The sequence below is a fragment of the Acinetobacter sp. YH12208 genome, assembly GCF_013418055.1.
Lineage (GTDB): Bacteria > Pseudomonadota > Gammaproteobacteria > Pseudomonadales > Moraxellaceae > Acinetobacter > Acinetobacter pseudolwoffii.
The window spans coordinates 38,636-51,556 of sequence record NZ_VPCT01000010.1; the positions used below are offsets into that span (position 1 = coordinate 38,636).

Annotated in this window: 10 protein-coding genes; 8 read left to right on the forward strand and 2 right to left on the reverse strand. The window is 46.4% G+C overall.

Annotated features, from left to right (window positions below; all coding sequences use genetic code 11):
• The first annotated feature begins 70 nt into the window (after window positions 1-70).
• From ffh to FTU95_RS10705, 3 genes are all read left to right on the forward strand, one after another.
• Window positions 71-1,477, forward strand: coding sequence for a signal recognition particle protein (gene ffh / locus FTU95_RS10695; protein WP_004279196.1), 1,407 nt, complete (start codon window positions 71-73; stop codon window positions 1,475-1,477).
• A gap of 150 nt (window positions 1,478-1,627) precedes the next feature.
• A complete protein-coding gene (locus FTU95_RS10700; protein WP_180078482.1) occupies window positions 1,628-2,200 on the forward strand; it encodes an alpha/beta hydrolase in 573 nt (190 codons plus the stop codon).
• Between the two features lie 150 nt (window positions 2,201-2,350).
• A complete protein-coding gene (locus FTU95_RS10705; protein ID WP_180078484.1) occupies window positions 2,351-2,956 on the forward strand; it encodes an alpha/beta hydrolase in 606 nt (201 codons plus the stop codon).
• On the opposite strand, the gene FTU95_RS10710 is transcribed toward FTU95_RS10705, so the two are convergent.
• Both FTU95_RS10710 and FTU95_RS10715 read right to left on the reverse strand, forming a co-directional pair.
• Complete coding sequence (locus FTU95_RS10710; protein WP_100355527.1) at window positions 2,907-3,650, reverse strand: type III pantothenate kinase; 744 nt, start codon at window positions 3,648-3,650, stop codon at window positions 2,907-2,909. The two genes, FTU95_RS10705 and FTU95_RS10710, sit on opposite strands and share 50 nt — an antisense overlap.
• Window positions 3,651-3,663: 13 nt before the next feature.
• Window positions 3,664-4,419 (reverse strand): biotin--[acetyl-CoA-carboxylase] ligase, encoded by a 756-nt coding sequence (locus FTU95_RS10715; RefSeq protein WP_100355526.1) that lies wholly within the window; start codon window positions 4,417-4,419, stop codon window positions 3,664-3,666.
• 27 nt (window positions 4,420-4,446) lie between these two features.
• On the opposite strand from FTU95_RS10715, the gene FTU95_RS10720 reads away from it, so the two are divergent.
• The 5 genes from FTU95_RS10720 to ligA all read left to right on the forward strand — a co-directional run bounded on the left by FTU95_RS10720 (window position 4,447) and on the right by ligA (window position 12,751).
• The gene (locus FTU95_RS10720; protein ID WP_005172427.1) at window positions 4,447-5,250 is read left to right on the forward strand and encodes a sulfite exporter TauE/SafE family protein; all 804 of its coding nucleotides are present in this window, start codon (window positions 4,447-4,449) and stop codon (window positions 5,248-5,250) included.
• Window positions 5,251-5,449: 199 nt separating this feature from the next.
• Window positions 5,450-6,145, forward strand: coding sequence for a GntR family transcriptional regulator (locus tag FTU95_RS10725; protein ID WP_180078486.1), 696 nt, complete (start codon window positions 5,450-5,452; stop codon window positions 6,143-6,145).
• An 11-nt stretch (window positions 6,146-6,156) separates the two neighbouring features.
• Window positions 6,157-9,609 (forward strand): chromosome segregation protein SMC, encoded by a 3,453-nt coding sequence (smc, locus tag FTU95_RS10730; protein WP_180078520.1) that lies wholly within the window; start codon window positions 6,157-6,159, stop codon window positions 9,607-9,609.
• Window position 9,610: 1 nt separating this feature from the next.
• A complete protein-coding gene (locus FTU95_RS10735) occupies window positions 9,611-10,603 on the forward strand; it encodes a cell division protein ZipA C-terminal FtsZ-binding domain-containing protein (protein ID WP_180078488.1) in 993 nt (330 codons plus the stop codon).
• Window positions 10,604-10,711: 108 nt separating this feature from the next.
• Window positions 10,712-12,751: an NAD-dependent DNA ligase LigA gene (gene ligA, locus FTU95_RS10740; RefSeq protein WP_180078490.1), complete on the forward strand. Its 2,040-nt coding sequence runs from the start codon at window positions 10,712-10,714 to the stop codon at window positions 12,749-12,751.
• The last annotated feature ends 170 nt before the right edge of the window (window positions 12,752-12,921 follow it).

Consider the following 12,921-nt stretch of genomic DNA (forward strand, 5'->3'; position numbering starts at 1 on the left):
CATTCTATGCATAAATTTTCTATTTTAAGAAACAATTTTTTGCTCATGGCTATTTTAAGCGGATTTTGCAATGTTTGATACCTTAACAGAACGACTCACGCAGAGTTTAAGAAATGTTACTGGCTCAGGGCAGCTAACCGAAGACAATATTAAAGATACGTTACGTGAAGTGCGTATGGCGCTTCTTGAAGCCGATGTTGCGTTACCTGTAACTCGTGAATTCATCGCGAAAGTTAAGGAAGAGGCATTGGGCCAGGAAGTGATGACTCAGTTATCTCCTGGGCAGGCTTTTGTCAAAATCGTTCATGACGAATTGACCAAAATGATGGGCGAGGCCAATGAAAGCCTCGACCTCGCTGCAAAACCACCTGTGGTTGTCCTGCTGGCAGGCCTGCAGGGTGCAGGTAAAACAACAACTGCAGCGAAACTTGCACGCTTCTTACAAGAACGTCAAAAGAAAAAAGTCGCGATGGTCTCTGCCGATGTGTATCGTCCGGCTGCGATCAAACAGCTACAGACTGTCGCGGGTGAAGTCGGTGCGATTTTCCTGGAATCTAGCGCAGACGAAAAACCGATTACGATTGTGAATCGCGCGATTGAACAGGCAAAAATCCAGTTTGCCGATGTGCTGATTGTCGATACGGCAGGTCGTTTGCATATCGATGATGACATGATGGGTGAAATCAAAGAGCTGCATGCAGCGATTAACCCGACTGAAACCCTGTTCGTGGTCGATGCCATGACCGGTCAGGATGCGGCAAACACCGCCAAAGCATTTAATGATGCCTTGCCTTTAACTGGTGTGATCCTGACCAAAACTGATGGTGATGCGCGCGGTGGTGCAGCGCTTTCAGTACGCGCGATTACCGGCAAGCCAATCAAATTCTTGGGTATGGGTGAGAAACTCGATGCCTTGGAGCCATTCCATCCTGAGCGTGTTGCACAGCGTATTCTCGGTATGGGTGATGTACTTTCTTTGGTCGAAGAACTTGAACGCAAGGTCGACAAAGAAAAAGCCGAAAAAATGGCGAAAAAACTGCAAAAAGGCGGCAGCTTCAACTTTGAAGACATGCTGATGCAGTTTGAGCAGATGAACAAGATGGGCGGCATGATGGGCTTCCTGGACAAACTTCCTGGCATGAGCAATGCCGGTCTGCAAGATGCGTTGGCGCAAGCCAATCCTGAAAAGCAGGTCAAGAAAATGGAAGCGATTATCCAGTCGATGACTATCAAAGAGCGCCGTAACCCGGACTTGATGAACCCAAGCCGTAAAAAACGTATCGCAGCAGGTTGTGGTATGGAAGTGGCAGAAGTCAACAAGCTGATCAAGCAACATGCCCAAATGGCCAAGATGATGAAAAAATTTGCCAATCCATCCGGTATGGCAAAAATGATGAAGTCACTCGGCGGCTTGCAGAAACAGTTTGGCGGCGGCGGTGGTATGGGTCCATTGTTCGGCGGTAATGACAAGAAATAAGTTTTGTTTTAAAAAAAGGTGCAATATGCGCCTTTTTTTATTGCGAATAAATAGTCAAACCGGTTTAAACAAAACAACATTTACTTACCCAAAATAAAAATCCAATCAGGCAGACTCAGGAGCATGAGCAAATAATAAAGAGCAATTCAAATGACTCAAGTGATTGTCGTACATGGTTATACCGCCAGTCCGGAAGAAAACTGGTATCCATGGATTCAGGAAAAAGCCCGGCAGGAACAGGTCAGTTTAAAAGTACTGCGCCTGGATCCATCGACCACACCGACACTGGACACCTGGGATCAGCAAATGCGGGAACAGATTGAGGCGATCGATGAGGACAGTATTTTCATTGCCCATAGTTTGGGCACGGTGGCAGTATTGCATTATCTGTCCAGAGAATTAAAACAGAAGAAGATTCAGCAACTGGTCTTGATCGCAGGATTTAATGGTCGCTTGGGGCGTCTGGATGAAGTCAATCCCTTTATTGATGCCGCTGAAATAGATTTCGAGTTACTTAAACAGCAGATTGCAGAACGGGTGGTGATTTATTCTGAAGGCGATGACCGGGTTGCACCGGAGTTGAGTCTGGAGCAGGCCGACAGTCTGGATGCCATCGTGATCAATGCCAAGCATCATGGACATTTTATTGACTCCCAAGGCTGTACCGATCTGCCGGAACTCTGGAAAGTGATTGAGCCTTATCTGATGAAATCCGAAGTTTAAGCCGGTTGATGTATCCGCTCGATTTTCAAATGGAGCAGGTGATTGTGCTCAAGACGCTCAACAAAAAGACACTTGAATTCCATCTTCAGGCTGTATAAAACTCGTGTTTTGTCGATGTAATTTTCGTTCAACTATAATAAGAAAATCCCTATGAAAAATATTACAAAACAGGTGTATATCGTGCCAGATTATCAGGCGATTTCTAATGATCACTGGTATCCATGGCTCAGTCGTCAGCTTAAAAATGCCGGTTTTGCATCCAAGCGGATTATGCTGGCGAATCCTTTTCAGCCCAATTTGCAAGAATGGCAGCAGAACCTGAAACTGCACATTCCGCATATGGATGAGCATACTTTTTTAGTTGCCCATGGCCTGAGTGGACTCAGTGTTTTAAGTTTTTTACAGCAACATTATCTCCAGCAGCACCGCAAGATCGGCGGGGTTATTCTGGTTTCAGCTTTCGATACGCCGCTGGTGGCCTGGTCGGAACTGAACAAAATGCTGCAGGCGACACGACTGGATCTGAACAACCTGCCGTATAGCTATAAACGCGCGGTCATGCTGATCTCCAGTAATGATCCTTTTGTACCTGCACCGGTTTCCTTGCGCTTGGCCCACAGCTTAAATGCTCAAATTTTTGAGATTAAAAAAGCCGGACATTTTAACAAATGTGATGGATTTACCGAATTTCCTCAATTGCTCGAAATCATGAAACTGTGTCTGGCAAATGAGCCGCAAAATGCTGCAAACCTTTAAGCAGAAGATCAGGTTCAATCCTCGGCTGATACGGCTCAAGATGTTGGGCAAACAGTGGAGCATCTCCACCGGTTAGTACCAGCTGTGCCGGAAAATCATGCAGCACTTTTTCAATGGTGCTGAGCAGACCGAGCAGAATGCCATGATGTACTGCATCGATGGTATTGCGTCCGGGATTGAGCTCAGAAAATGCGGCATCCGGAATTTTAATGCCTTTGGTATTCTGAATTAGTGCATCACGTTGCAAATATAAATTTGGCAGAATAAAACCGCCTAAATGTTGTTGTCCTTGAATCAGGTCAATGGTCAGCGCTGTACCACAACTAATCACACAATAATTCTCATGAGGCTGGGTCGCGACAGCAAGTACCTGTAGCCAGCGGTCAATCCCCAGTTGTGCGGGTTCATCATAGCCACAAATCAGGCCAGCATATTGGGCCTGCACCTGAGCAAAAATCACTGGAATATGCAGACCATCTAATATACTAAGAATGCGCTCATTATTGGTTTTGTCCTGAACCGAAGACAATCCGACCTGATCCAGATCCAGCGTTTTAAAGTGCTGGATCAGGCCAAGTAACAAATCGGCAGGGGATTGTAAATGTAATTCCGCTGCATGTTCAATGATCTGATCTTGTTCGGTAATCCAGTATTTGAGTCGGGTATTGCCAATATCTAGCCATAGTTTCTTCATGGATTATGCCTGTTCAAGGATTATTTTTGAGCCGTAATTGACCTTGGTAAAAGATGTGGACACCTGTTTCAGTTGCGATTTTAACAGCGCCATCATCCTGAATACCCAGAAATTTTCCTGAATATTGCCCTTGCAGATCGGTAAATTCAACCCTCTCTTGGATAAAAGCGGCATGTCGATTGAAACGACCAGACAGATTCTGGCTGCCATAACTAAACCATTGTCCGGCTTGCTGAATCGCCAGATACAGTTCTGCAATCAGCTGAATGCGTGAACCCGGATGCAGGCCCAACTCATTCAATGAGGTCACTTGCTGCTCGGGAACCTCAGCAGACATTGGGCTGAGGTTGATCCCGACCCCGACCACCACTTGCGTAGGTGAAATTGGTTCTACCAGAATGCCGCCCCATTTGCCTTTGACGCTATACAGGTCATTCGGCCATTTTACTTGCAAGTCCAGCCCTTGTAGACTGGGCATTTGCAGGATATTTAACGCAATTTCCAGAGCCAAACGGCCATCGATGGGTTTTTGTGTATGCAGCAATGTGCTTAAATAGATATTCCCTTCAGGTGAAATCCACTGACGCTGGCGCTGTCCACGGCCTTGGGTCTGCACATGGCTACAGACCAGAACCTGCTGTACCCCCTTGGTTGCCAATTCCCGCACATCGTCATTGGTCGATGTGGTAATCGGTTTGATGAGCAATACTTCCGGAAGCTGGCCTGCATCGCTTAATCGTTGTTGCAGTTCACGAGTTTCTACATCCATTTGAATCTAAACGTGGTAAATATCGTTATGGAGTTAATCATATATTTATTGATTGGTGCAATTGCAGGATTTACAGCTGGCCTGTTTGGGGTTGGTGGTGGTTTGATTATTGTGCCGATTCTGTACATTGTTTTTACCCAGCTCCAGTACGATCCCAGCGTGATTATGCACATGGCGGTGGGGACTTCTCTGGCTACCATTATTGTCACCTCGATCAGTTCTGTCATGGCGCATCATCAAAGAGGTGCCGTGTTGTGGTCGGTATTTCGTAATCTGGCACCCGGCTTGATTATTGGTTCCTTCCTGGGCGCAGGGATTGCTGACTATTTATCTGGTCAAGGCTTGCAGCTGTTGATCGGGTTCTTTGCAGTCTGGGTGGCGTTTAGAATGTTTAAAGGCGCCAATGTTCAGGTCGATCCGAATAAAAAATTGCCTTCAACCCCGGTACAACTCGCTGCGGGCGGTGGGATTGGTGTGGCATCGGCGATCTTTGGGATTGGTGGCGGTAGTCTGACAGTCCCGTTTTTGAATCGCTGTGGCATCGTGATGCAAAAAGCCGTGGCGACCTCTGCGGCTTGTGGATTGCCGATTGCCGTGGCAGGCGCACTAGGCTTTATCTGGTTTGGTCAACAGGCCCAGGTCACAGTACCAAATACGATTGGCTATATCCATATTTATGCCTTTATTGGCATCAGTATGATGAGTTTTTTTACCGCCAAACTCGGTGCAAAAGTGGCACATTTACTTTCACCTGCGGTACTGAAAAAATGTTTTGCGGCTTTACTGACCACCGTCGGCCTGTATTTTATTTATCAAGGTTTTATGGCCTGATTTAAGTTTTTAGGTTGAACTGATGTATCACCTAAGGAGAATGGTTCACTATTCTCCTTTTTTGTGAACTTGAGTTGGCTGTAGAGACACAAGATTGTCTGACAATGTCACAGTAATTATTGAAAAAATTCTGTCTAATAGCAACATAGCCCAAATCACGGGCTGAACCAGTATCCATAAAAATAAAGACAGGAACGGTATGCCATTAGAACAAGCACAGAGTTTGTCTGAGCAGATTGCCAAACACATTAGCGAACAGATTATTCGCGGCGAATTGGTCGAAGGCGAACGTATACAGGAACTCAGGATTGCCTCGGAGCTGGATGTCAGTCGAGGGTCGGTTCGTGAAGCCCTGCTGTTGCTGGAACGCACCCAGCTGATTGAAATTTATCCGCGTCGCGGTGCCATTGTCTCGGAAATGTCGGCCTTGCAGGTGCGTGCCCTATTTGATATTACCTCTTTATTGCTGGGGCAGATGGTGCATCGTATGGCTGAAACCTGGCGGAGTCATGAAGCCGAGCGCATTCAGCTATTATTAGAACAATTAGAAGCAGAAACTCGCCAAGGACATACAGAAAAGTTTTATGATCTGATCTTTCAGGGCATGGCCCAGCAACATGAGATGGTCGGAAATCCCTATCTGATGCGCTACTATCAGGAACTGTTACCTTGCTTGCGGCGTAGCTATTTCCTGACCCTGAATATTTCCAGACGCGAGTTACAGGAATCTTTCGACTTATTTAAACTGGTCACTGAAGCAATTTTGATACGAAAAACCCATCAGGCCGCTTTATTTATGGAAGATTTTTGTCGACACTTACGCAACCTTGTGTTGGAATCTCTGACACGGATGAAACAAATTGAACTCGCGTGGGCCAGACGCTCACGACGTTAAATCAGGACATTATGCGTTTAAGCAGTTTAAAACTTTCAGGCTTTAAATCTTTTGCCGACAGTACCACTTTACATTTTAAAGATAACCGTACTGCAGTCGTGGGACCGAACGGGTGTGGTAAATCTAACGTCATTGATGCCATACGCTGGGTCATGGGCGAGTCCAGTGCGCGCCAGCTGCGTGGTGGCAGCATGCAGGACGTGATTTTTACCGGAACTGCCAAGCGTAAACCGGTGGGTATGGCCAGTGTAGAACTGCGCTTTGACAATACCTATGGCAAACTGGGCGGTGCTTATAATGCCTATAATGAACTGGCAGTCCGCCGTCAGGTCAACCGCGATGGCAAGTCTGAATATTTCCTGAATGGCAGCAAATGCCGTCGTCGTGACATTACCGATATTTTTCTGGGCACCGGTCTGGGGCCACGTTCTTACGCGATTATTGAACAGGGCATGATCAACCGTCTGGTCGATGCCAAACCGGATGAAATGCGGGTCTATATTGAAGAAGCTGCCGGGGTTTCGCGTTATCAGGCACGGCGCCGTGAAACCATGCTGCATCTGGATCACACCACGCAAAACCTGTCGCGTCTGGAAGATATTGCCTCTGAACTGAAATCTCAGTTAAAAACCCTGAAACGTCAGGCTGAAAGCGCGATTCAATATAAGCAACTGGAAGAACAGATTCGCAGCATCAAGATTGAAATCCTGTCTTTCCAGTATGAACAAAGCCAGCACTTGCAAGAAGAATATACCGTGGAGATGAATACTCTCGGAGATAATTTTAAGCTGGTGCGTTCCGAGCTGACTACGGTTGAACATGATTTAGGTCGTACCAGTGAACTGTTTCAGCGTCTGATTCAGCAATCGACACCTTTGCAAAGTGAATGGCAACAGGCCGAGAAAAAACTGGCTGAACTGGAAATGACCTTGCAGCAAAAACAGTCTTTGCTCGAGCAAAATTCCACCAGTCTGGTCAAGCTGGAACAGCAAAAAGCCCAGACCAAAGAGCGTTTGCAATTGATTGAACTGCAACTCGATACCTTGCAGCAGCAAGCTGAAGATCAGCAAACACAATTGCAGCAGCAAGATGGCCAGAATCAGGCGCAGAGCCAAAATCTGGCTGATCTCAAATCACAACATACAACAGTCGCGGCACAATTTGCCCAAATCAAAACTCAGGTCGAACAGCAGCAGCAGCGTAAATTACAAATGTTGGCTCAAAGCGAGCAACTGGCCAAGAATATTGAGCGGATTGAACAGCAAAAACAGACCGTACAGCAACAGAGCATACAGATTCAGCATCAAGCGCAACAAGATGAGCTAGAGCAATATCAACAAGACAAGACTGAGATCGAACAGCAGCTATTCACATGTGAAGCGCAACGCACTGTATTGCAAGATCAATTGGCTCAAGTTCAGACCGAGCAGGCAGAACAGCAGCAGTGCTTGATGCAGTTAAAATCTGAAATTCAGGTGCTGCATTCAGAACAGAACAACCTCAGTCAATTGCTGACCAAAGCCAATCCACATGCCAAGGCCGATGCACTACAGCTAATGCATGTACTTAAGCTCAACGATGCAGGCAAAGACCATGCAAAGCTGATCGAAAAGTTTCTGGCAAAATGGCTGTCTGCCCAGATTCTGGCAGAGGGTGAAAACTTTCTTGAAGATCGGGCGCGTCAGTTAAAGCCATATACTGTGCAAGATGAAATTCAGATTGCCAATACGGTGTGTCTGGCCGACTGGATTGAATCTCCACAGTATTCACTGTGGCAGCAGGTTGCAGTTGTAGATTCATTAGCGCAAGCCTTGAAACTTCAAACTGGGCTTTTGCAAGGTCAGACCCTACTCAGTCTGGATGGCTATCAGGTTGGGCCTGATTGGGTGATTGCGCTGGATTATGATGAATCGAGCCAAGCCGCTCAGGGCGCATTGAGTCATCGTATCCGTCTGGAGGAAATCGAGCTTCAGTTATCAGCACTGAATACCCAACTTAGTCAGGCTGAAGAGCAACTGCCTGAACTGAATCTTCGGATGAAGGAGTTAAAAACCCAGATTCAAACGATCAGTGAGCAGTACAAGCACACACAAAAGCAACTGCAACAACTCGATGTCAATATTGCCAAAGTTCAAAGTAGTGCTCAGGCTTTCGCATTACAGAAGCAGCAATTACAGCATCAGCTGCAACAACTGGATGAGCAGCTAGAAGAAGATGCCATGCAGAAAGACGATCTGGAAATTGACCTGCATGCCCTGAATATCAAGCTAGAACAAGCGCTACCAAATTATAAAACCCTGCAATTCCAGCTGGAAGCATTGAGCACTCAGTTAGATGACTCGCAGCAGCTTAGCCAGCAAGCGCAGCAGGAACTGGAACTGCTGCGCCGTCAAAGCGTACAGAGTCAGCAGCAGATTGAATTGCTGGAAAAAGATCAGGTATTTTTAATAGAACAGTATCAACAAATTAATCTACAAATCGAGCAAGCCAAGAAATTTGTCGATCCGGTACAGCTGGAATTGCCTGCTTTACAGAGCCAGTTTAATGAACAGGCGCAGATCACTGAAAAGCTGCAAAAAACCTGGGCCGACTGGCAGATCGAATTAAATCAGGTGCAGAGCAAGCAGCAGCAGTTGACTGAACAGCGTCACAGTTTCCAGCAGCAGGATGAAAAACTGCGTACAGCACTGGAAGCCAAACGTCTGGCCTGGCAGGCAGCCAAATCTGATTTGCAGCATTATTCAGAACAATTAAAAGAACTGAATCATGAAGTCATCAGCGGTTTAACTATTGATGTCAAAACCCATCAGGCGAAACTGGAAAAAGCTCAGGTGCAGTTCGATAAGCTCGGTGCAGTGAATCTGGCGGCTTCTGAAGAATATAAAGAAGTCTCGAAACGCTATGAGGAACTGAGCCACCAGATGCAGGATCTGGAAAATACTGTGGAACAGCTACAAGCTGCGATGAAAAGTATTGATCAGGAAACCCGCAAACTGTTTATGCACACTTTTGATCAAGTCAATGCCGAACTGCAAAACCTGTTCCCGAAAGTATTTGAAGGGGGCGAGGCGAGTTTAAGTCTTGAAGATGGATGGCAATCGGGTGTAAAACTGATGGCCCGACCACCGGGTAAACGTAATAGCTCCTTGGCATTACTCTCCGGTGGGGAGAAGGCTTTAACTGCATTGGCACTGGTATTCGCGATTTTTCGCTTAAATCCGGCACCTTTTTGTGTACTCGATGAAGTCGATGCACCGCTAGATGATGCCAATGTGGGACGTTTTTGTAATTTAGTCAAAGAGCTTTCTGAACACGTGCAATTTATTTATATTACCCATAACAAACTTGCAATGATGATGGCGACTGATCTTTTAGGTGTAACCATGCCTGAACCGGGAACCTCAAAATTAGTGACAGTAAATTTGGAACAGGCAAAAGAATACGGCTTAGCTGCGGAGGTATAATATGGAAATCACCACCATTATCGGGATTGTTATTGCAATTATCATCATGCTGTTGGGCATCAGAATGCTGCTCAAAAAACCTGTAGAGGCAGTCCCTTCACTGGATGCTAACCTGCATATCGATCCGGATAGCCAGACCCCTGTCATTCCTCGGCATGTACGATCGCAACTGGCAAAGCAGAACGCAGATCCGGCACAACGTATAGAGCCGAGCCTGAGCGTAGAAGAAAAGGCTCCTGAAAAACCTTCGGCATTTCGCAAGCCTGAACCGATCTTGGCTGAGCCAGCAGTGCTTGAGACAGCTGCAGCGGTCGAGCCGAGTCCAATGACCGAAGCTGAAGTGGTGGCAAGCTCTGCAACTACAGAACCAGCCGAAACATCACTGGAGCAAAAGCCGGCCGAAGTAGAACCGGAAAATAACCAGCCTGAAAATAAAGATACAGCTACCGAATTTAGTCTGAACAGCAACATCGAAAAAGCAGAAATTTCTGAATTTAATGATGAAAGCAGTATTCTGGATGCCCATCTGCATGAGCAAAAAATAGTGGATGAAGAAAGTGCGTTATCCAGTGCTGAAACCATTATTTCTCTGCATATCTATCCGCAAGGCCGTGTACTTTCAGGTGATAAAACCCTGAAAGTCTTACTCAAATATGGTCTGCGTTATGGCGAACTGGCCTGTTTCCACCGTTATAGTGAAGATGATTCAAAACTGCTATTTTCGGTACTGCAAATGACCGATACGGGTATGGAAGGCTTTGATCTGGAAACATTGTCGACTCAGGAAGTCAAAGGTCTGGCTTTCTTCCTGGCTTTACCGCATAGCGATGTACAAAATGCCTTTGATACCATGGACAGTATTTCACGTCTGATTGCCCGTGAAGTCGATGGTCTGGTCTATGATCAGAACCAGCAGGAACTTACCCCACAATTACGTGAATTCTGGCGCCATCAAGCCATTGATTATCGTGCCGGTCAACCGACAGAAGTTTAAGCGGTTTTGTTTAATCTCCAAGTTGAATCTGTGGACTGCAATTTTTATAATAGCCAAAAGCTGAATATTCTACAGGGCGGATTTTCCGCCCTTTTTTATGGTGAAATTATGACCCAAGATGCCACTGTCATTGCGCAAATGCGTCAACTGATTCAACTGCTTGCCAAGCATAATCATGCTTATTATGTGATGGATCAACCGAGCATTGAAGACAGTGAATATGATCAGCTCTTTCATCAGCTCAAAGCTTTAGAACAACAATATCCCGATCTGATCCAGCCGGATAGCCCGACCGATAAAGTCGGCGGGCAGGCACTTGCAAAATTTGTGAGCATTACTCACGCCGTTCCGATGCTGTCCTTGGGAAATGTCTTTAATCAGGACGATCTTTTTGCTTTTGCTCGCCGTATTGAAGAGCGTTTGCCGAATCAAAAAATCGAATATGATGTAGAACTGAAATTTGACGGTCTGGCCATTTCCCTGTGGTATGAGCATGGCGTATTGACCCGTGGTGTGACTCGCGGCGACGGGGAAACCGGTGAAGATATTACCCAGAATGTCAGAACCATTCGCAACCTGCCGAAGCTGTTATCAGCAGTAAATGGCGTTATTCCCGATTTGCTGGAAGTACGCGGCGAAGTATTGATGCCGAAATCGGGCTTTGAAAAACTGAATGCCGCCAATGCAGCCAAAGGTGAAAAGACCTTTGCCAATCCGCGTAATGCCGCGGCAGGAAGTTTGCGCCAGCTCGATCCGAATATTGCCGCATCACGGCCACTGGCTTTTTATGCTTATGGAATTGCGCAGTGTGTACCGTATCATGGTCAACGCAGCATGTCGGACAGTCTGGAATGGCTGAGTCAGTTTGGTTTTGCTGTAGGTGAGCGCCACTTTATTTGTGACAGTATTCAGGACGTGCAAAAAGTCTATGAACAGATCATTGAGGAACGTGCCAGTCTCAGTGTAGAAATCGATGGCATGGTGATTAAAGTCAATGACCTGAAACAGCAGCAGCAACTCGGTTTTCTGAGCCGGGAGCCGCGTTGGGCCACCGCTTATAAATTCCCCGCAGTTGCAGCCTTGACCACGGTTGAAAATATTAACTGGCAGGTGGGACGTACTGGTACATTAACGCCAGTGGCGCGTTTGAATCCGGTCGCGGTCGGCGGCGTGACTGTTTCTAATGTGACCTTGCATAATATTGGTGAAATTCACCGTCTCGATGTACGGATTGGCGATACCGTCAGTGTTTACCGAAGTGGCGATGTAATTCCTAAAGTGGAAAAAGTCTGGCCGGAATTCCGCCCGATGGATGCCGTTGAAGTGCATTTACCTGAGCAATGCCCAGTCTGTGATTCACCGGTGGTGATGCCGGAAGGCGAAGCCTTGGCGCGTTGTTCGGGTGGGCTGTATTGTGCAGCGCAGCGTATTGAGGCGATTCGTCACTTTGTTTCACGTAAAGCCATGGATATTGAGGGTCTGGGGGATCGCTGGGCAGAATCTTTGCTGCATCTAAATCTGCTGAAAGATGTCTCGGATATTTATCACCTGCATGAACATCGTGAGCAGCTACTACAGATTGAAAAAATGGGTGAAAAATCTGTTCAGAATTTAATAGATTCTATTGAGAACAGTAAGAAAACCACACTGGCCGCTTTTATTTATGCACTCGGTATTCGTGGCGTGGGTGAAACTACAGCGCGCATGCTGGCCAATAATTTCCAGACCTTGGATGCATTACGTGAGGCAGATCTGGAAGCATTAAAGAAAACTCCAGATGTAGGTGATATCACTGCGGAATGGATTCTGGATTTCTTCCAGGCACCACATAACCTGGAAGTTCTGGATCGTTTACTGGCTGCCGGTATTCACTGGGATGCACCGATTGCACCGACCCGTCAGCCGTTAAACTGCGAAAGCTGGGTGGTCACCGGGACTTTAAGCAGTATGGGACGAGATGATGCAACCCAGTTATTGCAAGCCTTAGGTGCACGAGTCAGTGGCAGTGTGTCCAGTAAAACCAAATGTGTGGTTGCGGGTGAAAAAGCGGGTTCTAAGCTCGATAAAGCAGAAAAACTCGGTGTACCTGTGATCAATGAAGCGCAATTTATTGCTTTGATGAAAGAGCATGGGCAAATCGAAGACTAATCAGTTCTAAACAATGACTCAAATAAAAAAGACACCGAGGATGATGAATCTTCAGGTGTCTTTTTTATTGCTAGTTCAAAACTATAGGTGAATGAGAGGGGGAGGATAGACAAATACAAGGACAGGTTCGGCAATGTGAGTTGAATTCACGTACAATATCGATTCATTTG